The 25,553-nt window shown below is 61.4% G+C and carries 22 protein-coding genes; 14 read left to right on the forward strand and 8 right to left on the reverse strand.

The window, feature by feature from the left end; translation table 11 throughout:
* Positions 1 to 476: 476 nt before the first annotated feature.
* Positions 477 to 2,102, reverse strand: coding sequence for a methyl-accepting chemotaxis protein (locus SC318_RS14900; RefSeq protein ID WP_320427408.1), 1,626 nt, complete (start codon positions 2,100 to 2,102; stop codon positions 477 to 479).
* Positions 2,103 to 2,334: 232 nt separating this feature from the next.
* On the opposite strand from SC318_RS14900, the gene SC318_RS14905 reads away from it, so the two are divergent.
* Genes SC318_RS14905 through SC318_RS14915 form a run of 3 tightly spaced genes read left to right on the forward strand, consistent with a single transcriptional unit; the run spans position 2,335 to position 4,796 of the window.
* Positions 2,335 to 3,765, forward strand: coding sequence for a nucleobase:cation symporter-2 family protein (locus tag SC318_RS14905; protein ID WP_320427409.1), 1,431 nt, complete (start codon positions 2,335 to 2,337; stop codon positions 3,763 to 3,765).
* 12 nt (positions 3,766 to 3,777) lie between these two features.
* Positions 3,778 to 4,239, forward strand: a complete 462-nt coding sequence (locus tag SC318_RS14910; protein ID WP_320427410.1) for an LEA/WHy family protein — start codon at positions 3,778 to 3,780, stop codon at positions 4,237 to 4,239.
* 5 nt (positions 4,240 to 4,244) lie between these two features.
* On the forward strand, positions 4,245 to 4,796 hold the full coding sequence (locus SC318_RS14915; protein ID WP_320427411.1) for a GNAT family N-acetyltransferase: 552 nt from the start codon (positions 4,245 to 4,247) through the stop codon (positions 4,794 to 4,796).
* 124 nt (positions 4,797 to 4,920) lie between these two features.
* On the opposite strand, the gene SC318_RS14920 is transcribed toward SC318_RS14915, so the two are convergent.
* On the reverse strand, positions 4,921 to 5,847 hold the full coding sequence (locus SC318_RS14920; protein WP_320427412.1) for a carbon-nitrogen hydrolase family protein: 927 nt from the start codon (positions 5,845 to 5,847) through the stop codon (positions 4,921 to 4,923).
* Between the two features lie 92 nt (positions 5,848 to 5,939).
* Here SC318_RS14920 and SC318_RS14925 point away from each other — a divergent pair, with 92 nt between their 5' ends.
* The gene (locus tag SC318_RS14925) at positions 5,940 to 6,839 is read left to right on the forward strand and encodes a LysR family transcriptional regulator (RefSeq protein ID WP_320431241.1); all 900 of its coding nucleotides are present in this window, start codon (positions 5,940 to 5,942) and stop codon (positions 6,837 to 6,839) included.
* Here the strand turns inward: SC318_RS14925 and SC318_RS14930 are convergent.
* Positions 6,832 to 7,086, reverse strand: a complete 255-nt coding sequence (locus SC318_RS14930; protein WP_003190904.1) for a hypothetical protein — start codon at positions 7,084 to 7,086, stop codon at positions 6,832 to 6,834. The two genes, SC318_RS14925 and SC318_RS14930, sit on opposite strands and share 8 nt — an antisense overlap.
* A 163-nt stretch (positions 7,087 to 7,249) precedes the next feature.
* Between SC318_RS14930 and SC318_RS14935 the strand changes: the two genes are divergently transcribed.
* Complete coding sequence (locus SC318_RS14935; protein ID WP_032875861.1) at positions 7,250 to 7,570, forward strand: ElaB/YgaM/YqjD family protein; 321 nt, start codon at positions 7,250 to 7,252, stop codon at positions 7,568 to 7,570.
* Between the two features lie 34 nt (positions 7,571 to 7,604).
* Here SC318_RS14935 and SC318_RS14940 read toward each other — a convergent pair whose 3' ends face one another.
* Entirely contained in the window at positions 7,605 to 8,642 is a 1,038-nt protein-coding gene (locus SC318_RS14940) for an Ldh family oxidoreductase (RefSeq protein WP_320427413.1), read from the reverse strand.
* Positions 8,643 to 8,820: 178 nt separating this feature from the next.
* On the opposite strand from SC318_RS14940, the gene SC318_RS14945 reads away from it, so the two are divergent.
* From SC318_RS14945 to SC318_RS14980, 8 genes are all read left to right on the forward strand, one after another.
* Entirely contained in the window at positions 8,821 to 13,980 is a 5,160-nt protein-coding gene (locus tag SC318_RS14945) for a dermonecrotic toxin domain-containing protein (RefSeq protein ID WP_320427414.1), read from the forward strand.
* Positions 13,981 to 14,108: 128 nt separating this feature from the next.
* Positions 14,109 to 15,104 (forward strand): FecR family protein, encoded by a 996-nt coding sequence (locus SC318_RS14950; RefSeq protein ID WP_320427415.1) that lies wholly within the window; start codon positions 14,109 to 14,111, stop codon positions 15,102 to 15,104.
* Between the two features lie 300 nt (positions 15,105 to 15,404).
* Positions 15,405 to 15,854, forward strand: coding sequence for a fibril amyloid chaperone protein FapA (locus SC318_RS14955; RefSeq protein WP_320427416.1), 450 nt, complete (start codon positions 15,405 to 15,407; stop codon positions 15,852 to 15,854).
* Positions 15,854 to 16,402 carry a fibril amyloid subunit FapB gene (locus SC318_RS14960; protein WP_320427417.1) on the forward strand — a complete coding sequence of 183 codons (549 nt, stop codon included), beginning with the start codon at positions 15,854 to 15,856 and terminating at the stop codon, positions 16,400 to 16,402. The genes SC318_RS14955 and SC318_RS14960 overlap by 1 nt, the downstream gene beginning before the upstream one ends.
* Positions 16,403 to 16,470: 68 nt before the next feature.
* Positions 16,471 to 17,208, forward strand: a complete 738-nt coding sequence (locus SC318_RS14965) for an amyloid-like fimbrin subunit FapC (protein ID WP_320427418.1) — start codon at positions 16,471 to 16,473, stop codon at positions 17,206 to 17,208.
* Between the two features lie 61 nt (positions 17,209 to 17,269).
* Positions 17,270 to 17,950, forward strand: a complete 681-nt coding sequence (locus SC318_RS14970) for a fibril amyloid maturation endopeptidase FapD (RefSeq protein ID WP_320427419.1) — start codon at positions 17,270 to 17,272, stop codon at positions 17,948 to 17,950.
* 37 nt (positions 17,951 to 17,987) lie between these two features.
* A complete protein-coding gene (locus SC318_RS14975; RefSeq protein WP_320427420.1) occupies positions 17,988 to 18,734 on the forward strand; it encodes a fibril amyloid subunit FapE in 747 nt (248 codons plus the stop codon).
* Positions 18,735 to 18,783: 49 nt separating this feature from the next.
* Positions 18,784 to 20,085 carry a fibril amyloid transporter FapF gene (locus SC318_RS14980; RefSeq protein WP_320427421.1) on the forward strand — a complete coding sequence of 434 codons (1,302 nt, stop codon included), beginning with the start codon at positions 18,784 to 18,786 and terminating at the stop codon, positions 20,083 to 20,085.
* Between the two features lie 139 nt (positions 20,086 to 20,224).
* Here the strand turns inward: SC318_RS14980 and SC318_RS14985 are convergent, their stop codons facing one another.
* The gene (locus SC318_RS14985; protein WP_320427422.1) at positions 20,225 to 21,550 is read right to left on the reverse strand and encodes a sigma-54 dependent transcriptional regulator; all 1,326 of its coding nucleotides are present in this window, start codon (positions 21,548 to 21,550) and stop codon (positions 20,225 to 20,227) included.
* 333 nt (positions 21,551 to 21,883) lie between these two features.
* On the opposite strand from SC318_RS14985, the gene SC318_RS14990 reads away from it, so the two are divergent.
* On the forward strand, positions 21,884 to 22,144 hold the full coding sequence (locus SC318_RS14990) for a hypothetical protein (RefSeq protein ID WP_320427423.1): 261 nt from the start codon (positions 21,884 to 21,886) through the stop codon (positions 22,142 to 22,144).
* Between the two features lie 54 nt (positions 22,145 to 22,198).
* Here SC318_RS14990 and SC318_RS14995 read toward each other — a convergent pair whose 3' ends face one another.
* Genes SC318_RS14995 through gnd form a run of 3 tightly spaced genes read right to left on the reverse strand, consistent with a single transcriptional unit; the run spans position 22,199 to position 25,523 of the window.
* Positions 22,199 to 23,023 carry an HAD family hydrolase gene (locus tag SC318_RS14995; protein ID WP_320427424.1) on the reverse strand — a complete coding sequence of 275 codons (825 nt, stop codon included), beginning with the start codon at positions 23,021 to 23,023 and terminating at the stop codon, positions 22,199 to 22,201.
* The gene (gene zwf / locus SC318_RS15000) at positions 23,020 to 24,543 is read right to left on the reverse strand and encodes a glucose-6-phosphate dehydrogenase (protein WP_320427425.1); all 1,524 of its coding nucleotides are present in this window, start codon (positions 24,541 to 24,543) and stop codon (positions 23,020 to 23,022) included. The genes SC318_RS14995 and zwf overlap by 4 nt, the downstream gene beginning before the upstream one ends.
* Positions 24,540 to 25,523, reverse strand: coding sequence for a phosphogluconate dehydrogenase (NAD(+)-dependent, decarboxylating) (gene gnd / locus SC318_RS15005; protein ID WP_320427426.1), 984 nt, complete (start codon positions 25,521 to 25,523; stop codon positions 24,540 to 24,542). The genes zwf and gnd overlap by 4 nt, the downstream gene beginning before the upstream one ends.
* Between the last annotated feature and the right edge of the window lie 30 nt (positions 25,524 to 25,553).

The following is a 25,553-nucleotide window of genomic DNA, read 5'->3' on the forward strand; positions in this document are numbered from 1 at the left end:
TGGGAGGGGGCTTGCCCCCGATGAGGGTGGGTCATCCAATACAATTATGGCTGACCCGCCGCCATCGGGGGCAAGCCCCCTCCCACATGGTTCAGCGATAACCTGCTGCCTGCGTTGGCGGAGCAAAGAACCACAAAGCCTGGCGAATCTGGAACCAATACCCGCTGACACAACAGCGATCCAATGTGGGAGGGGGCTTGCCCCCGATGAGGGTGGGTCAGCAGATGCATTCCTGGCTGACCCGCCGCCATCGGGGGCAAGCCCCCTCCCACATTTTTCAGTGGTAACCCTGCTGGCTGCGGTGGCGGGGAAAGCACCGAAAGCCTGGCTAACCTGGAACCAATACCCACTGACACAACAGCGATCCAATGTGGGAGGGGGCTTGCCCCCGATGGCGGTGCCTCAGCGACAGATGAGCTGACTGATACACTGCTATCTGGGCAAGCCCCCCCACCTTTTAGCCGCATTCCACAGGGTCAGATAACGAACCGGGCCACCATCCCGTTCAAATCCACCGCCAACCGCGACAGCTCGTGGCTGGCCGCGCTGGTCTGGTTGGCGCCCGCCGCCGACTGCGTCGCCAGGTCGCGGATATTCACCAGGTTGCGGTCCACCTCGCGCGACACCTGGGCCTGCTCCTCCGAAGCGCTGGCGATCACCAGGTTGCGTTCGTTGATCAGGCTGATCGATTGAGTAATCTGCTCCAGCGACACACCGGCGGCGCGGGCCAGTTCCAGGGTGTGTTGGGTGCGCTGATTGCTTTGTTGCATGGACTGCACGGCTTCACCGGTGCCATTCTGGATGCCGGCGACCATCTTCTCGATTTCCTGGGTGGACTGCGCCGTGCGATGGGCCAGCGCCCGCACTTCGTCGGCAACCACCGCAAAGCCGCGCCCGGCTTCACCGGCACGCGCCGCTTCGATCGCGGCATTGAGCGCCAGCAGGTTGGTCTGCTCGGCAATCGCGCGGATCACATCCAGCACCTTGCCGATGTCACGCCCCTGCGCCGCCAGCCCCTCGATCATCGCCGCCGTGTTTTGTACATCCTGGGTCATGGTCTGGATTGCCCCGACGGTCTCAACTACCCGGTCACGGCCTTCCCGCGCCGCCTGGTTGGACTGGCCGGACGCTTCGGAGGTCGACACCGCATTGCGCGCCACCTCTTCTACCGCCGCTGTCATCTCATTGACCGCCGTTGCCGCCTGGTCGATTTCGTTGTTCTGCTGTTGCAAGCCACGGGAGGCTTCTTCGGTCACCGCATTGAGTTCTTGCGCCGCCGAGGCCAACTGCGTGGCGGAGCCTGCGATGTGCTGGATGGTCTGGCGCAGGTTGGTTTGCATGCTCGCCAACGCACCGAGCAAGCGCGCCGGTTCGTCCTTGCCATCGTCTTCGATGGCTTTGCTGAGGTTGCCGGCGGCAATGGTTTCGGCCACTTCCACGGCCTTGCGCAGCGGCGTGACAATACTGCGGGTCAGCAACCAGGCCAGCAGGACGGTGAGCAGCGCGGCGGCGACAGACACCCCGATCACCCCGGCAATCGCCCCCTCATAACTTTGCCCGGCCTCGGCATCAGCGGTCTTGGCGTCGGCGATATTGATGGCGATCAGCTTGTTCAACTGCTCGCCCATCTGGTCGGTGCCCTCCTTGATCCGGCTGTTGATCAGCGCGCGCATTTCATCGACCTTGCCTTGCTCTGACAGCGCCACCATGTCGGCCTGGGCCTTGAGATAGTTGTCCAGCGTGACGCTGAAGGCCTTGAACACCGCCAGCTCTTCTGGCCCTGCGGGCAACGCGGCATAACCGGCCTGGGCGGTCTTGACCTTTTCGGCCAGTACGCCGATGCGCACCTGGGCTTCCTGCAGGCTGGCCGGTTCACGGTTGACCAGCACGCGGAACGACAGGATGCGCATGCGCAGCACGTTTTCGGTCATGGTGCTCAGGTACGTCACGCTGGGTAGCTGGTTGGCGCTCATGTCCATCGAAGCTTGGCGCATTTGCGTCATGCGGTTGACCGCAAATACCCCCAGAACCACCACTAACAGCGCAATGAAGGCGAAACCGAGAAAGGCTCGAGGGGCGATATTCAGATGACGAAGGGACATAAGCGCGGCTCTCAGAAATAGTGTTTGCGAGCATCCCTGCCGCGAACGATCGGACAGCGACACACGCTGCCCACACCTTGGCCACCTCTGTTGTTATTGATAGGTGGACCTATACGGAGTATCGGCACGTTTGAGGATTTAATGCGGGGCTTTCATAAATATTTTTTTACACTTCAGGCAATCGGCCGTTTCTGGCATCCTGCGCCTCCATTTTCTGACCCGAGCCCTCATTTTGTCTGACGCTCAAGCCCCCCGCCCGCGCTATAAATCCGACCTGATCTATGGCCTGGAAGACCGCCCGCACTTCACGGCGGCGATTTTTGCCGCCTTGCAGCATGTGCTGGCGAGCTTCGTCGGCATCATTACCCCGACCCTGATCGTCGGTGGCGTGCTGGGCCTGGAGAGCGAAGTGCCCTATCTGGTGAGCATGGCACTGTTCGTCTCGGGGCTCGGCACCTTTGTGCAGGCGCGTACCTTCGGCCCCATCGGCTCGGGCCTGTTATGCCTGCAGGGCACCAGCTTTTCGTTTATCAGTGTGATTCTGAGCGCCGGGTTCATGGTCAAGGCCCGTGGCGGCGGCACCGATGAAATCCTCTCGACGATCTTTGGCATCTGCTTTTTTGCGGCGTTTATCGAAGTGGTGCTCAGCCAGTTCATCGGCAAGCTGCGCAAGCTGATTACGCCAGTGGTCACCGGCACCATCATCACCTTGATGGGCTTGTCGCTGATCAAAGTGGCCGTCACCGACATGGCCGGTGGCTTTGGCGCAAGCGACCTGGGCGCCGCCAGTAACATGGGCCTGGCGGCGCTGGTGCTGCTGACCATCGTGGTGCTCAATCGCTTTGACAACCCGTTCCTGCGCCTGGGTTCGATCGTGATCGGCCTGACCCTGGGCTTTGTCGTGGCGTGGATGCTCGGCCGTGTGGACATGACCGCCCTGCCCCAGGTGCCGTTGATCAGCGTGCCGGTGCCGTTCAAGTACGGGTTCTCGTTCGACTGGGTGGCGTTTATCCCGGTGGCGGTGATCTTCCTGATTTCGCCGCTGGAGGCGGCCGGGGATCTGACCGCCAACTCGATGATTTCCCAGCAGCCGGTCAAGGGGCCGCTGTACATCAAGCGCATCAAGTCCGGCCTGCTGGCCGACGGGCTCAACTCGGCCATGGCGGCCACCTTCAACAGCCTGCCGATGGTGACGTTCGCCCAGAACAACGGCGTGATCCAACTGACCGGCGTTGCCAGCCGCTACGTGGCCTACTTCATCGCCGGCCTGCTGGTGCTGCTGGGGCTGTTCCCGATGATCGGCGCGGTGCTGCAACTGATGCCCAAGCCGGTGCTGGGCGGCGCGACCCTGATCATGTTCGGCACCGTGGCCGTGGCCGGTATCAAGATCCTCGCCGAAGCCGGGCTGCATCGACGCAATGTGCTGATCGTGGCGATTTCCCTCGGCATGGGCCTGGGCGTGGCCGCCGTGCCGGAAGTGCTGCGCGACCTGCCCAAGGCGCTGCACAACATCTTCGAGTCGCCGATTACCGTGGGAGCGTTCTGTGCCATCCTGCTGAACATTTTCCTGCCTGAAGAGTTCATAGAACTGCACGAAGATGAATTTGATCCGGAGTCCTCGACCCTCAAGGTCATGCAGGACCCGGACGTCACGAAACAGTAGGAGCACGTTCAGATGCGCAAGCTCATGGTTCTATCGCTGTTGTTGCTGACCTTGAGCGCCTGCGCGCTGTTCCCCCAGCGCGACCCGGTCAACATCAATGTGGTGGGCATCGAACCGCTGCAAAGCCAGGACCTGGAAGTGCGCTTCGCCGTGAAACTGCGGGTGCAGAACCCCAATGAAACGGCAATCGACTACAACGGCATAGCCCTGGACCTGGAGGTCAATGGCCGGCCACTGGCCTCGGGGGTGAGCGACCAGGCCGGCAGCATCCCGAGGTTTTCCGAAGCCGTGGTGATGGTGCCGGTCAGCGTTTCGGCCTTTACCGTGTTGCGCCAGACCCTTGGCCTGAGCCAGACCCAGAGCTTGAACAACCTGCCGTATGTACTGCGCGGCAAGCTCGCGGGTGGGCTGTTTGGCACGATGCGCTTTGTCGAGCGTGGCACGCTGGATTTGCCGAATACGGCTACTTGGTGAAGCGCATGCAGCCGACACTGTTCACCGAACGCTTGATTCTGCGTCCGCTGGTTCTTGACGATGCCGAGGCGATCCAGCAGCAATTTGCCCATTGGGAGGTGGTGCGCTACCTCAACGCGCAAGTGCCCTGGCCTTATCCGGCAGATGGCGCGCGTACCTTCCTGCAACACATGGCCCTGCCCGCCATGCTCTGCGGTGAGGAATGGCACTGGTCGATCCGTCTTAAAAGCGCGCCTGAACAGTTGATCGGCAATATCAGCCTGATGGACGAAGAAGACAATAACCGCGGGTTCTGGCTGGCACCGCAGTGGCAGCGGCAAGGCCTGATGGCCGAAGCCAGTGCCGCGGTGACGGACTATTGGTTTGGCGTGCTCCGGCGCCCTGTGTTGCGTGTACCCAAGGCTGCTCCGAACCTTGGGTCACGGCGGATTTCAGAGCGCACCGGCATGCGCCTGATCAAGACGGACGAGGGCGAATTTGTTGCAGGCACTTTCCCACGGGATATTTGGGAAATGACCCGTGAAGAGTGGTTGGAATCCAAATCCCCCAAACGGTAAATATCAAAAGCTGAAGATTGAATGTGGGAGGGGGCTTGCCCCCGATGGCGGTGTATCAGTCAGCTTATCTGCCACTGACCCACCGCTATCGGGGGCAAGCCCCCTCCCACAGTTTTAACCGCGTTTAGTCAGTGATGTAGCGCACACCCGGCTTGGCGCGCTCGTCCACCGTCAACTCAAAAACATCCGGCCGGGCGTAATGCCCCACCACGTCGTAGTCATACCGTGCCCGCACCAAGTCATCGGTATCGATCTGCGCCGTCAGCAGTCCCGCCTCACCCACCAGCGGCCCGGCCAGAATGTCGCCCATTGGCCCGACAATCACGCTGCCACCGGCAATCAACGCGCGATCCGCCGGCCAGTTGGCCACCTCCACGCCCAATGCCTCGGGCGAGGCCTGTACCTGGCAGGCGCTCACCACAAAACAGCGCCCTTCATGGGCCACGTGGCGCATGCTCACCTGCCACATCTCACGCTCGTCCACGGTCGGCGCGCACCACACCTCTACCCCCTTGGCGTACATCGCGGTGCGCAGTAGCGGCATCATGTTTTCCCAGCACACTGCGCCGCCGATCCGCCCTACTGCGGTGTCGACCACCGGTAACGTCGAGCCATCGCCCTTGCCCCAGATCAGCCGTTCGGTGCCGGTGGGCATCAGCTTGCGGTGCTTGGCCACGAGCCCGCCCGTGGGTTCGACATACAGCACGGTGCAATACAAGGTGCTGCCACTGCGCTCAATCACGCCGAGTACCAGGCTGGCACCGGTGCGTGCGGCTAGCCCGGCCAGCGCATCGGTCTCGACACCCGGCACATCGATAGCGTTGGCGAAGTAGCGTGCGAAGGCTTCACGCCCCTCTGGCAGGCGGTAACCCAATTGGGTGCCAAACCCTTCGCCTTTCGGATACCCGCCGAGCAAGGCCTCGGGCATCACCACCAGTCGCGCGCCGCTGCGCCGGATCTGGTCTTCATAGGCCAGTATCTGTTCAAGGGTTTCAGCCTTGCCGCCCGGCAGCGAGCCTATTTGTAAAGCAGCCACGGTAGATACAGGCATCACGTCACTCCAAAGTCAGTGGGGGTTGCCCATTCTCCGGCCAGGCCGGATCATGAATAAAGCCCACCTCAGTGCTAAATGATATGAGCCAAATCAATATCGCGCAGGTTGACCTGAACCTGCTCAAGACCTTCGAAGCCTTGCATGACGAGTCCAGCGCCAGCCGTGCGGCTTTGCGCCTGGGGGTCACGCAATCGGCCATCAGCGCCGGTTTGCGGCGTTTGCGCGAGCTGTACGGCGATCAGTTGTTTGTGCGGACCGGCCGTGGACTGGCGCCGACGGTACGCGCCAATCAACTCAAACCGGTGATCAGCGAGGCGCTGGAGCGCTGCCGGCAAAGCCTGGCGATGATCAACCCGCAAAGCCCGAACTATCAGGGCCGCTCGGTGGTGCTGGGCCTGTCTGACGATTTCGAGATTGCCTACGGCCGCCGCCTGATGGACAGCGTTGCACAGCGCCTGCCGAAACTGCGGGTGATTTTCCGCCAGACCCACAGCCAGATCGTCGCCGACGCCCTGCTCGACCGCAGCCTGGACCTGGCGATCACCGCCGGCGGTTTTGCCGAGCGGCGCCTGAGCCGGCAAGTGCTCGGCGAAGGTGACTATCGCTGCCTGGTGGACGCCGACAGCCTGGCGCCCGGTCAGCAACAGATCGACTTGAGGGAGTTCGTCGCGCGCGAACATGTGCTGGTGTCATCGGGCGGGTTCATCGGTATTACCGATGAGGGCTTGGCGGCGCACGGCTTGAGCCGCCAGGTGTGCGCATCCACCAGCCACTTTGCCGCATTGGCGTTTCTGCTCAAGGGCAGTGCGGCGGTGGCGACGATTCCGGGGCATGCCGCCGAAGCCATCGCCCGCCTGACCGATTTGCGCGTCCTGCCCTGCCCGCTGGCGTTGCCCCGTTATCCGGTGGAGCTGGGCTGGCGCACCCAGGCCCAGCTCGACCCGTTGCTGCTGAAGGTGCGCGAGGCGATCGAGGCGAGCTTTACTTAGCCGCTGCCATCAGCTTGTTGACTTCGCTGCGCACCATGTTGGAAAACTCAGGCGGCGACATGCCGTCAAGTTCCGCGCGCACCCACTCGGCCCATTTGCCTTTGCGCTTGGCGCGCTCGCCGAACAACCGCGCGGCTTCGCCCTTGGCCTTGCCCAGGTTGGTTTGCCACAGGTCGTAGAGACGGGACTTTTCATCTTCCAGCTCGGCGCGTTCGGCGAGGGTCTTGTTGGCGAGATTGAAGCTCATGTTGAATTACCTGCTGCACAAATAGGTGACATCTTACACTGTAGGTCCAAAGGACCCGATTTCGATTTTGCCGCAAACGGCGAGCCGGCAAAATAAACTGCAACTTTTGCCACCGCCCGATACTCCATTGGTCACTGCCACATCCACTTGCAAGGAGTCACACATGGCCCGCAAAACCGCCGCCCAAGCCGTCGAAGAACAAATCAAGGATCAGGCTTTCAGCGAGCTGACTGCGCTGATCGAAGAATCCGACAAACTGCTCAAGAGCAGCGCATCACTGGTGGGCGAGGAAGGTGAAACCCTGCGCGAGCAGGTCGCCATCAAACTCAAGCAAGCCCTGGACTCGGTGTCCAGCGTACGTGAGCGCAGCAAGCCGGTGGTGGATGCCACCGAGACCTATATCGGTGGCCACCCATGGCAGACCGTGGCTATTTCCGCAGGCTTTGGCCTGGTGGTAGGCCTGTTGCTCGGTCGCCGCAACTGACGAGTGCGGGCTGCGCGCAACGCGCAGCCCCCTTTCACTGCGCCGCCAACTCGCGCAACTGCCGCAGATCCTCTACTTCAATTTCTATCCCAGTCTCCTCAGACTTCGCCCGCGTGCGATGACGCCGATCCCCCGGCAACCGCCGCAATCCCACCGCATGCATCTGCCGCACCAGTTCCTGGCTGCGCGCGGCAAAGCTTTGCCCGGCCGTCTTGCTCGGGTCGATGACAATCAGCAACTGGCCGGTCCAGGGCGTGCGCGCACCCGGATGATCAGCCCAGTTGAACTCAAAGGAAAAATGCCCTCCGGTTAACGCGGCCGCCAGCAACTCGACCATCATCGACAGGGCCGAGCCCTTGTGCCCGCCAAACGGCAGCAGCGCGCCGCCTTCCAGAATGGCTTTCGGGTCCTGGGTCGGCTGGCCCAGGCTGTCCACGCCCATGCCCGGCGGCAGACGCTCGCCTTTGCGCGCGGCGATCTGCACGTCGCCATGGGCGATGGCGCTGGTGGCCAGGTCGAAGACGATCGGCGGGCCGTCGGCGCGTGGCGCGGCAAAAGCGATGGGGTTGGTGCCGAACAGCGGCCGGTCGGCGCCATGGGGCACCACACAGGTCATGCTGTTGACCACGCTCAAGGCCACCAGGCCTTCGTCGGCAAAAGGCTCGACGTCTGGCCACAGCGCGGCGAAATGGTGGGAATTGTGGATCGCCAGCAACGCGATACCGGCGCTGCGAGCCTTGTCCACCAGCAAGGGCCGGGCAGCCGCCAAGGCCGGTTGGGCGAAGCCGTTACAGGCGTCAACCCGCACAAAGCCACTGGCGACGTCCGTCACCACGGGCAGCGCGTGACCCTCTACCCAGCCGCTGGCCAGCGTACTGAGGTAGCCGGGCATGCGAAAGATGCCGTGACTGTGGGCGCCGTCGCGCTCGGCGCTGGCGCAATTGTTCGCCAGAATGGCCGCAACCTCGGGCGAGGTACCGTGCTTTTCAAACACCGTTTGCAGCAAGGCCACCAGCTCAGTGAAACCGATGAACGCGCTGGCACGATCAACTACCGGGGACTGGGCAGACATCTGTAGCTCCGATTTTTTTAATTGGAAGAGACAACAAGAATCCAGATCACCGATTAAACAACGCGGCCCATGCCTGCTGTCAACGGGCGCCTGCGGCTTGACCCAGTTATCTACCGCCACCTGCGCCCCATCAGCCTTTAGTTTCACCTGCTCCCCCGACGCTGATGGAGAACACGGCATGGCTCGCTTGACCCCACCCTATTTTTTCGAAGAATTGCTGCGACCCGTCAAACGCAACGCACCCACCGAGCGCGAACGGGCGCTGGGGTTTACCGTAAAAGATCTGGACTGGCTGCACACGCTTTACTACGCCACCAACGCCGCGCGCCAGCAAACCAAAACCCACAGCTACCCGATGACCGTGGAACGCCTGCTGATTATCCTCACCGGCAAACCCGCCCTGCCGTTGGCCGGCGCGTTCATGATGAGCCCCACGCCGGACGCCAGACGCGCCGTGCTCTACACGCCCTATGGAGGCCTGGAAGTATTCGACAGCCCCTCTGCGTTGATCAAGGAACTGCAAGACCGCTTGGAGCAGCCGAGCGAACGGGCCGACCTGCTGCGTTTTCTGTCCATCAGCCAACGCGAGGAGCTGCCTGCCAACGCTTCGCTGGCGCTCACACGCGAGGTGATACAGGGCGAGGTCATGCGCGATCAGGAACAGGTAATCCTGACCAACCAGCACAGCAACGTCGAGGCAATGCTCGCCCAACTGCGCCAGCTGCCCAACCTGCACCAAATGCTCGACACGCTGCTGGGCATCATGGCTCGCGTGCACTTTGCAGGCCTGAACCAAGGCGACACCCGTGTGAACTTTTACAGCCGGGCCAGCGCCGGCGAGGACAGCCACTGGGTCGCCTCAACCCCGTTGCGCGAAGCATTGCTGCAGTTTTATGCCAGGCAAGGCTGGCCTGCCGAGCAGACTCACAGTTTCTTCAACCCGCGCCATGACACCACCGCCTTTAACCAGAAGCAACGGGACGAGGACCAGTTGCGTTGGAACAGCGTGGTTGAGCAAACCAGCGGCATTTTGTCGAAACTGCTCAACAGCCTGGTGCAAACCTACTGGAACGAGGATTTCGACAAGGGTCAGTCTCGCCTGGCGTTCTTCGCCCAGGTCGTCCGTGAAAAATTCCGTGTGGACCTGCTGTTCAAGCACCAGGATTTCATCCTGTCCACCGACGAAAGCATCAAATTGCAGGCCCTGTTCCTGAAGAGCCAAGCCGCGCGCAACGCCCTGAACAGCCCCTTGCGCATAGAAAAAATACGTGTCAGCGCGCCGTATCAACATCACGTTGAACTGGCCAGCACCCTCATGATCAGCAACGACAAAGCCTTTTTGTATACCCAAAACCGTGGCCTGCAGGTGCTCAAGGATCTGGACGACCTCCACGCCACCCTGCTGGCGATGCTCAAGGCTGCGGGCTACGAAGATGAACTGCTCAATTTCCTGTCCCTGGATGAACAGAATGTCTACATCGGGATGGACCAGTTGCAGGTCACCGGGTGTCCCGTGGCCGACGACATTTTCCAGGAAATGGTCGAGGACATTGCCGCCAAGCAGCTCAACAACCTGGAATACGCCCTCAGACTTTTTCGACGCAGCGGCGGCACCATCGACCTGGGCGCGCTGCTCGACAGTGCCCTGGACATCCGCTTGATGCTGGACAGCCGTTTACTTGCACTGCAGACCGACGGGCGCTGGAGCGTGCACCCGGTCACCGGCACCGACGGTGGCCCCACCACCGTCATCGCGCAACGCACCAAGGGCCATTTGCAACGGTTGGAGGCCATCCAGGCAGCGCTCGCACTCGCGCACAGCAAGCATCCGACCCTGCGCAGCCTGGCGGTGAAGGCGCTGGATGCACAGTTGAGCAAAAGCCAGCTGGATCTGCATGCCGAGGATGTCTATATCAATACCTATGCCACTGAAGCTCAAGAACGTGAAACGCGCTTGCCCCAGGCATCGTCAAGCATGGTCGGCCACTTTATCGCGCGCCTGGCCAGGAAGGCCGAAGCCGTGAAGCAATCATCATTGACTTGGTTTTACGGCAAGCGCGTGGAGGGCGCTGCGGACAAGCTTCACGACCTGACAGTGGCTGTTTTCAACCGGGTGATCGAGCAAGTCCTGGCGACCTTTGCGCAGCAATACCTGCGTACGCGGCCGGGTGCATTCCTGAGCAACGAACAGACACGCCTGAGTCTTGGCATGCTGCAGGGACTCAGTGGGGAGATGCACCTGCGCCAGCTGGATAAAAGCCTGGCGCCGCGTGAACTCGCGCTGCTTGACAGTGTACTCAGGGCCGACAGCCTGACGCGCCCGACCCGCCACGGCCTCAACGGCTTCATACCGGATGCCTTCGGCCTGACCCTCTACGCGGGTCACCAGGCCGAGCCAGAGCCGCTGGCCAATTGCTTTGCGTTGACCGAGCGCGGCGGATACGACCCGCTGCATTCCGGCATCGTCCTGCTGTGGACGCCCCGCCATGGCTATGAGCCGTTTACCTCGATCACCGACCTGCTCAAAAAGCTCAAGCACCGCCTGGCGTCCCCCACGCAACGCCTGTTCCTGCTGGAAAACCTGCCCGCCGCCAAACGCAGGCCTCATCAAACCTTCGAACTCGGCCCGCTGAAACGCATCGACCGCCATCTGCTCAACGATCGTCAAGACAGTTATAGCCGGCTGACGCGGGCCGATATTGACCACGTGCTCCTGATGAACCTTAGCGCAAAGGCGCTGCAGGACTGGCTGAATGCTTTGCTGCACCGCACACCGCCGTCCGGGTTGCCCAGGAGCATTGCCATCGCCCAAGCCATACTTCATCAGCAAGGGCTTGCGGTCTGGCTGGGCATGGCGCCGCCCCACGAACAGATTCTGCATGCCGAACTGCTGGAACAGTACCGCCTCAGCGCCCCGCAGGAACGTGACTACCTTCACGGCATCATCCCGATGCGCCAGCAGGCGGTAGTGACGCTTTCCAACCTGCTCGCAAAGCGTTTTCCGGGGCAGGTGGTGAATCCGGACAATGTGCTGATCGCCCCTCGTATCGATCTGAAGGGCCACAACCAGACCCTGACGGACTTTGCCTTGCGCCATTTGCCCGAGCTGCGTGCCGAAGGCATCCGGCTCAGTTCGCGCACCGCCACGCCACTGCCACCGGGCCTGGACGGCGATGCCGTGGTGCAGCTGGTGCGCCAACTGGACCTCAAGCGGTTGTACCAGGCACACCTGACCAGCCACCTGGAAGGCCAAGGCGATGACGCACTCGTACGCCGTGATCGGTTCTGTCGGCAGTTGCCCTGGCAAATGCTGCAGTACGCCCACGAACAGAGGCTCGACGAACAGCTCTCGGCCTCGGCCTGGAGCTTTGTGCAGCAGGTCTTCGACATGCCCGATGCCGTAGCCCGGGCCCTGATTCACGGCGTGACGGCGGTCATTCGCCCCCTTGCGCTGATCGCCACGCCCGGTGCAACCCCTGCCACGGCCCTGGGTTGCTACCTGATCGGCCCGAAGGCCGGCGCTAGCGGGCCCACATTGCTGTATGCACCTTACAGTCCCACGCATTTGCTCAAGGAATACGCCAGCGAATCGAGACTGCTCGATGAATTCACAACCCCTGGTGCTTTGCAGGATTGGGTAGTCGGTCGCCTGGAAGACCCTCAGCAGGCAACCTACCGCAATCTGCTGAGCCAGCACGCACTTCGCGAATTGCAAGAGATTCGTCTGGGCGACACACCTATCCCCGGCAACCTGCTGACGCGACTGTTCGAAGACAACCTCGCCCTGTTATCCCAGCTGCTCGCGTGCCAGTTTACGCCGGGCGCCAGGGCGCAGTGGGACGCGGTCACAAGCCTGCTCGGCGAGGGCATTCCCAACGCCTTTCAATTCATGGCTGGCAAGCTGGCTTATCCACTGGTGATCTGGCGCAGCTTCAATTTGTTCAAGGCGTCGGCCGAAAACCTGCAGCAACAGCGCTGGCAACACGCGCTGAAGACGTTTATCGCCGGCGTGGCCGAAATGGCCGCCTTGCGCAGGGCACTGGACGGGCTCGTGCCCGATACCGCCACGCCTGCGCCAGCCACCACGGTGGGCCAATGGCTTGACGCACCCGCGCCTGCGGCAATGACCCTGGCGACCCTGGACATGACAGCGCCCCAGCGCACTCGACTGAGTCAGTTCGAAAACACGCGGGTCAGCCTCAAAGACTTGAAAAAGAGTCCTGCGACCGTTTACCAGGACGAGGCCAACACGCGCGCTTTCGTCCCGCTGGACGGCAAGGTCTACCGGGTGAAGAAAGCCGGTCAGCACTGGCGCATGAACGACGGTGACCGGCACGGCCCCTACGTGCAGCGTAACAGCCGTGGCGAATGGGTGCTGGACCTGGACTCGCATCGCCCGCGCTACGGCAAGACGCTCTCCAAATACACTTACAGGGCGTTGACTCGCTCGGCTGAGCGCGAGTCCATCAACATCGAGGCGGTGGGCATGCCGGCCATTGCTGCGCTGTCCAGCTGGAAGGCGCTGTGCATCAACGAAGCGCTCAACGTGGCGACGTATTACGCGGTGACGTGCAAACGCAACCTTTCAAATTTTGCAGGCCTGCGCGATCCGAACAGCCGCCTCGGGCGTTTTTTCACCGAAATGTTCGGCATCCTTACCCTGACGCCCGATCAGGTGCAGCGCATCGAAACCCGCGTCGACGAGGTGCTCGACGAGTTGGTCAACCCCACGCTGATCAACCCTGACACGATGCGCTTCGTCTGTGGTACCCACCGTACTGGCGAGACCCATACCTATGCCTTCGTGCTGCCAGATGATGCGGACAAAAAGATCTACCTGCTGGACCGGTTCTTCGACCCCAACATGGACGTCTACCAAAATCGCTTGACCACCCCGTTTGATATTTCGGCCCATGCGCGCGCAACCGTGTTGATCCATGAGATCACGCACTTGACATCCGCCACCGAAGACCTGGCTTACCTGGACAGCATGCGACCGTTCCCGGACCTGATCAATGTGCGGATCACCGGCGCCGCGCAGATGAAAACCGACCTGACCGACTTGCGTGAAACAGCCCTCTCGGTGCTGACACCGGCCATCTACCTGTTCAAGAGCCTGGACGCGCTCACCCAGCAGTGGAACGATTATGGCAACCGCCAGGGTACTTCGGCGCTCAAGGACAAGGTGCTGAGTACCACTGGCGCTCGGACCCTGGAGGATGCCCGGTCTGTGTTCATGAGCAACGCCGACCGGCGCCTGGACACGATCCTGGGCAACGCCGACTCGGTCACCTACCTGATCAGCCAATTGGGCCGGGAGCTGGACGCCGGTGCCTGACAGGCCGTCAGCGGGCGCTGCGCCAGTGTGCTTCAGAGAGATTCATTCTCATTGATGCTCATTTGCCATGATGGCGGTTCTCGCCGTACGGCCTGGGAGGTTAGAATGGCGCAAATCAGGATGTGTTAATGACCGACAAGCCCGTTTCCGAAGCCGAGTATGACGCCATCACCGATGCGGCCGCGCACTGGTGCATGCGCTTGCACGCGAGCGATTGCACGGTGGCCGAGCGCCAGGCCTTCAGCCAATGGCACGATGCTCATCCGCTGCATGCCTTCGAGTATGCGGCGATGCTGGAAATCTGGGACGTGGCCGATCATCTGCCGCGCACCGCGCCGGCGCCGGTGGTGTCGGCGCTCAAGCCTCGCCCGCGCTGGCGCACCTATGCGGTCGCAGCCGCGGTTTGCCTTGCCGCGTTACCGCTGGCCGCCTTCACTGGCTGGCAAGCCGGCTGGCTGCCCAGTTCCTACAAGCATTACCAGGCGGCCAACGGCTTGCGCAGCGTCACCCTTGGCGATGGCAGCCAGGTGGAATTGAACCTGGGTACCGAACTGGTCTACAGCGCTTACAAGGATCGACGTCAGGTCAGACTGAAAAAGGGCGAGGCGTTTTTCAAGGTCGCTCATGACAGCGATCATCCGTTTATCGTGCAGGCTGGCGATGGGCAAGTGCGAGTGACGGGCACCCAGTTCAATGTCTGGACCTATGAAGACCAGGTCCGGGTGATGCTGCTCGAAGGCTCGGTGCAGATCGCCAGCGACTCGGTGCATGGCAGCGTGCCGCTTACCCCGGGCATGCAGGCCAGCTACCAGCACGGCGATGCCACCCCGCGGGTGTCCACGACCAGGCCCAATGATCCCACGCTGGCATGGCGCACCGGTAAGCTGGTGCTCGACAACCTGGCCCTGGCCGACGCCCTGCCGCTGATCAACCGCTACCTAGACAAGCCCGCGATGCTGGCGGATGCGGGCACCGGGACCATTCGCATTGGCGGTATCTACAACCTCAGTGAGGTCAACAACCTCATCCCTTCCCTGCCCAAGGTGCTGCCGGTCTACCTGACCCAGAATCAGGACGGCAACCCCGTACTCAATTCCATTCCGCGCAAAACCCCCAAGGGCTGAGCACGCCCCTGGCGCCGCAACTGTCCATTTTTGAAACAGCCAAGTGTCCTGAATCGCCCCGTGGGTGCGCATTCATGATTTTGTCATGGGCACTGTTTCATCGATGAGACAGCAGGCGTGAACGGCCGGGCATATCGCGTCTCGGGGCGACTGTCTCACGGCTGAAACACTGCCGCCGACCTATCCTCCAGGGCCAATCGCAACACCTTGAAACCACAGCAAAAACAAAAAGCGGCACGCCTTCTGCTCTGTTCCTGACAACGCTGTTTAGGGTCAGCGTGAATAATAAGGACTGCCGCCGTGAACACACTCACTCAAGCCTCGATAAACGCACTGTTGATCAGTTGCGTGCTCAGTGCCGGCATCAGCCTGCCGAGCCAGGCCGGTGACGGCGTGATCGTGACGGGACGTGTGGTGCAAGGTCATATGTATGGGCGCACCTCCCTTCCCGACCCCTACCCCAATACCGCCAACGCCAATCCCAGCAAGGAAGTGATCAGCGCCATGTCCGGTGAACTCAGCGATGTGGACATCGGCGGTATTCGCAGCGGTTCCAGCCTCGCACCTGCCCTGCAGCCCAGCGGCAACCTGTCGGGCTTGAGCGCCACGCAACACGGCATGTCGACCCTCGGCTCCGGCGCGGCCGCCGGGCACGGTGCCGGCAGCGGCATGGGTGGCCAGATCAGTGATTCGATCCAGCGCGGCATGACCCCCTTGAACAACCTCGGCAGCATGATGGGGGGCAAGTGATGAAGCGCTCGGTGTGGGTGTTCGCGCTGCTGGCCAGCGCGTCGACAATGGCTGATGACCGCGCCGTGATCGACAACAGCGGCACACAGTACCAGGGCGTTCTGTCGATCAACCAGGCGGCCGGCACCCGGCAGCAAATGTCCAACAGCCGCGCCATCGTTCTCGGCGGCCAGGCCACCACGGTCAACATCCAGAAACTCGACGGCAACGTCGACCCGTCCCTGAACGCCAAGGCGGCGATCCTGGGCACCTCTTTTACCAACGGCAACGGTGTACTGGGCATCAACCAGTCGGCCGGGGCCAATAACCAATCGATCAACGCCGTGCGGATCAGCCTAAACCCTGGCCCGCAAAGCATCGATGACAGCGTCCTGTTGCAACAGAACACGACGCAGTTGACCGACTCAGGGCTCACCCCCACCACTGGCAGCCGCCAGGTCGTGACCAGCGACCAGGCCTTCACCGGCAGCCGAGGAGTGATTCAGGTGAACCAGAGTGCCGGGGTGGGGAACCGAGTGGCTAACACCCTGGGCATCACTATCAAGTAAATGCTTGGTAGCACTGGCTGGACCGTACCAACACTTAACTCAACTAATTAGAAGCAAGGAGAAACACCATGAAACCTCAAATGGCCCTGAAACCAATGGTTTTCGCGCTCGCCGCACTCATGGCTGCCGCCGCTCAAGCAGGGGGTGGCTGGCATCCGGCGCCGCAACCTACCGGTACGGTTGCCGCAGTGGTCACTGATGTACAAAAAAGCGAACACAACAAATTCGACGACACCAATACCGAAAACAATGCCTCGGCTGACGGTTCGGTAACCGGCAACAGCGGTAACGTCGGGGTCAACGTGCAGTCGGGCTCCGGCAACCAGGCCGATAACGCCGGTGCCATCTCCAGTGCCAAGGGCGACTTCGCCACGGTGTTCGCGGTGATCGATGTGGATCAAGGCAGCAGCCACAACAACTTCGTCAACAAAGGCACGCAAAACAACGCGTCCCTGGACAACTCGGTCAACGGCAACTCCGGGAACGTGGGTTACAACGGCCAGGCCGGCCAAGGCAACCAGGGTAAAAACAACCTGGCAATCACCACCGCCGACGGCAAGAACATCGCGGCGGCTTCCAATACCGAGCAGAACTCGCTCAACAACAGCTACCTCAACACCGCCGTCAGCAGCCACGGCTATGGCAAACCGCAGTATGTGTCCAACAACTCCAGCCTCGACAACTCGGTTAACCACAACTCCGGCAACGTGGGTGTGAACATTCAATCGGGCCTCGGCAACGGGGCCAGCAACAGCCTGTCGATCGGTCAAGGTTGCAGCGACTGCGCCAGCGGCGTGCGCTTCTGATCCAACGGGGCCTTGGCAACAAGGCCCTTTTTTATTCCAGTGTCCAGCAGGTCATTCGATCATGCGCATCGCGACCCTCACCCTCCTGATGTTGCTCGCCGGCACTACCTGGGCAGGCACCATGGCAATCTCCGCCATGCCCGGCGGTGCAGTGATCTTCAAGAAGGTCGAGAGCATTCGTGAACGCCGGTTCGCCAACCTGGTGGAACAGAAAACCGATTTCAGCTGCGGTGCCGCGGCACTCGCCACCATCCTGCGCCAGGCCTATTGGCTGGACGTCGACGAAGACCACATCATCAAAGGCATGCTGGTCACCGCCGACCAGGACCTGGTGCGTACCCAGGGTTTTTCCATGCTGGACATGAAGCGCTACCTCGAAAGCATCGGCATGCGCGCCCGGGGCTACAAGATCGCTCCGGACACCCTGACGACCGTGAAAATCCCCGTGGTGGTGCTGCTGGAAATTCGTGGCTACAAGCACTTCGTGGTGATGCAGCGGGCCGACAAGGACTGGGTGTATATCGGCGACCCGGTGCTGGGCCATAAGCGCTACTCGCGGGATGACTTCGTCAAGGGTTGGAATGGCATCGTGTTCGCCGTATTGGGTGAAGGCTACGACAAGGCCAACGTTTTGCTCGACCCGCCTGCGCCGCTGACCGCCAAGAACCAGATGAATGAGTTCAGGCCCGTGGGCGACGCCGAGCTGATGGATTTCGGTTTTATCCAGAGCGACTTCTTCTAGAAGCGCAATAAGGGGCAGGACGCTCCAGGAGCAAAAGATGAACACTTCCCGTTGGCTGACGGTTTTGTGTCTGGCAGCCTCGATGCCCGCTTATGCTTCGTCGGGTTTCAAACCGATCGAACTCAAGGATTCGGAAATGGCCGAGCTGCGCGGCCGCTATGTGATGCCGGGGCGAATCATCAGCTTCGGCATTGTCATGAGCAGCACCTGGACCAATGCCGTGGGTGACAGCATCACCGGCAAGGCCAGCCTGCAACTCGACAAGACCACCATCACCCCGCAGTTCTACGTGCAAACCACTGGCTCGGCCGGAACCGGGAGCAACCAGAACACCGGGGCCGGCAACGTGGTCGGTGGCGCGGGCCTTGGCACTGGCCAGGGCGTGGTGCAAAGCGTGCGCACCGCCGGCGATGGCAACACGGCCCACAACACGGTAGGCATCAACGTCACGCAGGACGGCTTTGCGCCGGCCAATCTCGTGCAGTCCGGGCAGGTATTGGTGGCCGGTGGCACGGTTTCGGGTGACAGCCCGGCAGGCCATGTCAGCGTGTCGGCCAACAATGGCGGCCTGCAGATGGCGATCCAGGCCAACCACAACCAAGGCAACAGCCTGCAGCAGATCGGCGCCGGGAATGTGCTGCAAGGCACGGTTTTGACCGGCAACAGCAACTTCGTCAACAACCTGACCCAACTCAATGTCGTGATGAACAATAACGGTTTGAACAACGGCGCGTTGAACTGCAACCTGGATCAACTCAAAGGCCTACGCACGCTTGGTTATTGAACTACGCTGACCCTCGACACTTACGCATTGGAAAAGGACGGCTTATTTCATGCATCGATCGTTATCGCTCCGCGCGGTGGTCTGTCTAAGTACGCTATTGCCCGCATCCGTGTTGTATGCCGCGCCGGATGCCGATATCGAAACCCTCAAGCAGGAACTCCTGGAACTCAAGCAACGCTACGAAGTGCAGCAAAAGGCCCTGGCCGTGCTGGAACAACGTGTACGTCAGGTGGAAGACCAACCGGCGGCGCCCGCGCCCAGGCGCCTGGCCAAATCCCCCGCCGACTTCAAGAAAGGCGGCGCGGTCGTCGCCGGCACGGGCGCGGCGGCGGCATCCGGTGGCGCGGGCGGCGGCGGCAGTTCCTACGGCCAGTCGCTCAAGGATGATTCGGCGCCCGCGCAAAGCGTGAGCAACCTCTATAACGAAGCCAGCGGCTTTTTCGGCAACGGCAAGTTCAGCTTCGAAACCGGCGTGACCTATGCCCGTTATGACGCCCGTCAGCTGACCCTCAATGGCTTCCTGGCGCTGGACTCGATCTTCCTCGGCAACATCAACCTGGACCGGATCAAGTCCGACAGCTGGACCCTGGACCTGACCGGGCGCTACAACGTCGACAATCGCTGGCAGTTCGACCTGAACGTCCCGGTGGTCTACCGCGACTCCACCTATCAGTCCGCCGGTGCCGGCAACGATGCCACGGCCACCTCGGAAGGCTCCGTCACCCGCGACCCCACCATCGGCGACGTCAACTTCGGCGTGGCGTACAAATTTCTCGATGAAACCCCCACCCTGCCGGATGCGGTGGTATCGGTACGGGTGAAGGCGCCCACGGGTAAAGAGCCGTTTGGCATCAAACTGGTCAAGCAGCCCAACAACGACAACCTCTACCTGCCGGAAAGCCTGCCGACGGGCAACGGCGTCTGGTCGATCACGCCAGGCATTTCCCTGGTCAAGACCTTCGACCCCGCGGTGCTGTTCGGCTCGCTGTCCTATACCCACAACTTCGAAGACTCCTTCGATGACATCAGCAGTGAAGTCAACCAGAAAGTCGGAGGCAAAGTACGCCTGGGCGACAGCTTCCAGGTCGGCCTCGGCGTAGCGTTCGCGCTCAACGAGAAAATGAGTATGTCGTTCTCGGTGTCGGACCTGATCCAGCGTAAGAGCAAACTCAAGCCGGACGGTGGCGACTGGCAGTCGGTGGTCTCCAGCGATGCCAACGCCGGCTACTTCAACGTGGGCATGACGATTGCCGCATCGGATAACCTGACCATCGTGCCGAACCTGGCGATTGGCATGACCGACGATGCGCCGGACTTTACCTTCAGCCTGAAATTCCCGTACTACTTCTGATGGAGGGGCGTAACTATTTAAATGTGGGAGGGGCTTGTTAAATGTGGGAGGGGGCAAGCCCCCTCCCACATTTTGATTCGGTTCGGTCAGTTATGACGGTGCAGGCAGCCGCAGCGGCAAGCCCGCTCCCACACCTGCCCTAGCGGATCTGATGTTTGTGCAGCAACCGGTAGAACGTCGGCCGGGAAATGCCCAGTGCGCGTGCCGCAACACTCAGGTTATCACTGTGCCGGTTGAGCACATCGCACAACGCCTGACGTTCGGCGCGGTGTTTGTAGTCTTCCAAGGTAGCCATCGGCGGCGAAACCGCCTGCTCGCCCTGCAGCCCCAGGTCAACCGCTTCGATCTGGCGCCCCTCAGCCAAAACCAGGCCACGGCGCACGCGGTTGGCCAACTCACGTACATTGCCCGGCCACAGGTGTTGGCCCATTGCGACCAATGCGTCTTCGCTGAAGCTGCGCGGGCGGCGGCCGGTTTCCTGGCTGTAGAAGCGCGAAAAGTGATTGGCCAGCATCGCCACGTCACCGTGGCGTTCGCGCAAGGGCGCGGTGATGACTTGCAGCACGTTCAGGCGGTAATACAGGTCTTCGCGAAAGCTGCCTTTCTCGACGGCGGCCTCAAGGTCGACGTGGGTGGCCGCCAACACGCGCACGTCCACCGGGATGGGCTGGCTGCCGCCGACGCGTTCAATCTGTTTCTCCTGCAGAAAACGCAGCAGGTTGGCTTGCAACTCCATCGGCAGATCGCCGATTTCGTCGAGAAACAGCGTGCCACCGTGAGCGGCCTCGATGCGCCCCACCTTGCGCTGATGGGCACCGGTGAAGGCGCCCTTTTCATGGCCGAACAGTTCCGACTGGATCAGGTGTTCAGGGATGGCGCCGCAATTGATCGCCACAAACGGCTTGGCGTGTCGCTGGGACTGTCGGTGCAGGGTCTTGGCGACCAGCTCCTTGCCGGTGCCGCTGTCGCCACGGATCAGTACCGGGGATTCAGTGGGCGCCAACTTCGACAACAACTTGCGCAGTTCGCGAATGGGGCGGCTGTCACCCAGCAGCTCGTGCTCGGGCCCGCCCACTGGCGTGTGGCCCTTGCCGCGCAGACGCGCCATGCCAAAGGCGCGTCCCAGGGTGACCTGCACCCGCGACACGTCGAAGGGCAAGGTGTGGAAGTCGAAAAACCATTCGCAGACGAAATCGCCGACGTTCTGCAAACGCAGCACATCCTGGCTGAGTACCGCGATCCACTCGGTGCCGCTGCGACCGATCAGCTCCTTGACCGCTTCGGGGCGTTCCAGGTGGCAGGGCTGCAACCGCAGCAGGCCCACGTCGCAGGAACGATCACCCACCGCCTCCAGGCTGCAGCTGTCGACGTCCCATCCAACCGTGCGCAAACCGGGCAGTAACCCATGGCAGTCAGCACAAGGATCAACCACCAGCAAACGGCGTTGGACGGAGGATACGATCATGAGTATTCCTTGACGCCAAAACAGCCAACGTTATTAGAAACAACAGTTTGTGATGGCTGGCACGAACCTTAGCAAAATTTTGACGCAGCCCTTGTACCCTTTCGCTATAAGTTCGGGCAAAAAGCCATCTATGTAGACAGCGCTAGGGTCGGCGCAAATATTCGTTCAGCTTTCAAAACAAGCGCTTAGATGACGTTAGTCAGGGAAGGTTAAAATTTCTTGCTCTAGCATGTGACCCGCACCCCACCATCGTGCATCAGTACAAGTAACTCACCGTACGGTCAGCCCAACCGCCGGTACTCACTTGAATGGGCATAGAGAGAGACGACCCACATGAACGCTACGCTGCGCATCAACGAAGCTCTTTTGATTGCAGACCGTGCTTTCCAACCCTTCCAGTGCGTGGCCTGGCACGACGGCAATGGCGCCCTCAGCCTGAGCGTGATCGACCGCACCAATACCCGTATCGGCTCCAAACAGCTGTCATCGACTACCTATACCGATCCGGCGCAACTGGAAAACTTGTTGTTGCAGGCGCGCGCCGAACTCGACAAAGACGGCCACCAGTTACAGCAGTGGGTTATGCCCAAGTAAGTCGACAGGGTAACTTCCGATCACCGCACTACAGTGATCGGAAGTTGCACTTACTTACTGTGCGGCAAGAATAAATCGCTCGAACGCTTCGGCGGCGCCGTCCTCGACATTACTGCCGGTGACCACACTGGCTTGACGCTTGACGGTGTCTTCCGCCTGGCCCATGGCAATCGACAAACCGGCCACATGAAACATCGCCGGGTCGTTGCCACCGTCGCCAATGGCCGCCGTTTGCGCAAGCGGCACCCCAAGGTGCGCGGCGATGGTCTTCAAGGCCTCGCCCTTGTTGGCCAGCATTGCGGTCACATCCAGGTAAACCGGCTGCGAACGCGATACCTGGGCCAGCCCCTTCACCTTGGGCTGCAACCGCGCCTCCAACTCCACCAGCAATTGCGTGTTGTTGCTGGCGGCGACGATCTTGTCGACCCGGTCCAGGTACGGCTCGAAACTGTCCACCACCACCGGCCCATACCCCAGGCCATCGGCTTCGCGCTGCGCCATTGGCCCAGGCGGGTCACGGCGCAGCCAGTCGCCATCGGCAAACACCCAAACCTCGACGTCCGGCTCGGCCGAAAACAGCGCCAATGTCACCAGCGCCGCTTCGGCCGGCAGATGGTGGGCCACCAGGATGCTGCCATCCGGGTTGATCAACGTACCGCCGTTGAAGCCCGCCACCGGCACGTCGATGCCGAAGGTCTCGATCAAGTGCAACATGGCCTTGGGCGGCCGCCCGCTGGCCAGGCTGAAAAACACCCCGGCCTCACGCAGTGCTCGAACCGCCTCGGCGGTGCGCTGGCTCAGGCTGTGATCCGGGTGCAGCAAGGTGCCGTCCACGTCACTGAGGATAAAACGGATGGGATGAATCGCTGTATCACTCATCCGAGGCTGTGCCAGGTGCGGCCATCACGGGCCAGCAGCGCGTCAGCCGCCGCCGGGCCATCTTCACCGGCCTTGTAGGCCTGGATCCCGTCATCTTCTTTCCACGCATCCAGGAACGGTTGCACGGCACGCCAACCGTTCTCGATGTTGTCGGCGCGCTGGAACAGGGTCTGGTCGCCGGTCATGCAGTCGTAGATCAGCGTTTCGTAACCGGTCGACGGCTGCATCTCGAAGAAGTCCTTGTAGTCGAACCCCAGCTCGATATTGGCCATCTCCAGGGTTGGCCCGGGCTTCTTGGCCAGCAGGTCGAACCACATGCCTTCGTTCGGCTGGATCTGGATCTTGAGGTAAGTGGGCTTGAGTTCATCGACTTCGGTGTCGCGAAATTGTGCGTACGGCGCGTGCTTGAAGCAGATCACGATCTCCGTGTCGCGAATGCTCATGCGCTTGCCGGTGCGCAAGTAGAACGGCACGCCGACCCAGCGCCAGTTGTCGATCATCACCTTCAGCGCGACGAATGTCTCGGTGCTGCTGTCGGGCGCGACGTTGGCTTCTTCACGGTAGCCCGGCAGTGACTTGCCGGCGATTTCACCGGCGGTGTACTGGCCGCGAACCGAGTTGGCCCGTGCATCTTCCAAGGACCAGGGCCGGATGGCGCCCACCACCTTGGCTTTCTCACCGCGCACCGCGTCGGCACCGAAAGCGGCCGGCGGCTCCATGGCAACCATGGCCAGCAGCTGGAACAGGTGGTTGGGCACCATGTCGCGCAAGGTGCCGGTTTTTTCGAAGAAGTTACCCCGCGTTTCCACACCAACCGTTTCGGCGGCGGTGATTTGCACGTGATCAATGTAATGGTTGTTCCAGAACGCTTCGAACAGCACGTTGGAGAAACGGCTGATCAGGATGTTCTGCACCGTCTCCTTGCCCAGGTAGTGGTCGATACGATAGATCTGTTTCTCGCTCATTACCTTGAGCAGGCACGCGTTCAATGCTTCGGCGGTGGCCAGGTCGGAACCGAAGGGTTTCTCGATGACCACGCGGCGAAAGCCGTCCTCGGTTTCGTTGAGCAACCCGGCACTGCCCAGACGCTGCACCACTTCGCTGAAGAAGCGCGGCGCGGTCGCGAGGTAGAACACCGCATTGGCGGTGCCGCTGTCAGCGATTTTCTGCGCGATGTCGGCGTAGGTGCTGTCGTCGAGGAAGTCGCCCTCGACGTAGCTGATGCCTTTGGCCAACTGGGCCCACAGTTGCGGGTCCAGCGCATTGTCGGCATTGCCGCGCACTTTGCTGGCCGCCTCGGTGCGAATGAAGTCCTCGAGTTTCTTGGCAAAGTCAGCGTCGCTGATGGCGTTGTGATCAACGCCTACGATACGCAGGCCATCGCCCAAGAGCCCGTCGCGGCTCAGGTTGTACAGCGCCGGCATCAGCAGGCGCTTGACCAGGTCGCCATGGGCGCCAAACAGAAACAAGGTGGTCGGTGGAGCAGGTTCGGCCTTGGGTTTCTTGCCGTTGGCGGTCATTTTTTGGAAGTCTCCACGTGGCCGCCAAAGCCGAAGCGCATGGCCGAAAGCATTTTGTCACCGTAGGTGCTCTGCTGGCGCGAACGGAAACGGGCGAACAATGAGGTCGACAGCACCGGTACCGGCACGGCTTGCTCCATGGCCGCTTCGATGGTCCAACGGCCTTCGCCGCTGTCCGCCACGGAACCGGAATAGCCATCCAGCTTCGGATCGGTTGCCAGGGCGTCGGCGGTCAGGTCCAGCAACCACGACGACACCACGCTGCCACGGCGCCAGACTTCGGCGATGTCGGCCACGTTCAGGTCAAAGCGCTGATCTTCCGGCAGGTTTTCCGAGTTCTTGGTCTTGAGGATGTCAAAACCTTCGGCAAATGCCTGCATCATTCCGTATTCAATGCCGTTGTGGATCATCTTGACGAAGTGCCCCGAGCCCGCCGGGCCGGCATGGATGTAACCCTGCTCGGCGCGTGGGTCAGCAGAGGCCGAACGGTCCTTGGTGCGTGGAATGCTGCCAATTCCAGGGGCGAGGCTCTTGAAGATCGGGTCCAGGCGCTGCACGGTTTCCACGTCGCCGCCGATCATCATGCAGTAGCCACGTTCCAGGCCCCAGACACCGCCGGATGTGCCGACGTCGACGTAGTGCAGGCCCTTTTCTGCCAGGGCCTTGCCGCGACGTACGTCGTCCTTGTAGTTGGTGTTGCCGCCGTCGATGATCACATCACCGCTTTCGAGCAGCTCACTCAGCTCATTGATGGTGTCTTCAGTGGGCGCGCCTGCCGGCAACATCACCCACACCGCACGCGGCTTCTGCAGCCCGGCCACCAGGGCCTCCAGGCCGGAGACGCCGGTGGCGCCCTCCTCGCTCAAGCCTTTGACGAAGGCTTCGTTACGGTCATATACAACGGTGGAATGCCCATTGAGCATCAGGCGCCGCGCAATGTTACCGCCCATGCGGCCTAGTCCGATAATCCCCAGTTGCATGTGCTGATGCTCCTAACTACAAAAAAATGT

This window comes from Pseudomonas sp. MUP55 (assembly GCF_034043515.1).
In the GTDB taxonomy this organism is placed as follows: domain Bacteria; phylum Pseudomonadota; class Gammaproteobacteria; order Pseudomonadales; family Pseudomonadaceae; genus Aquipseudomonas.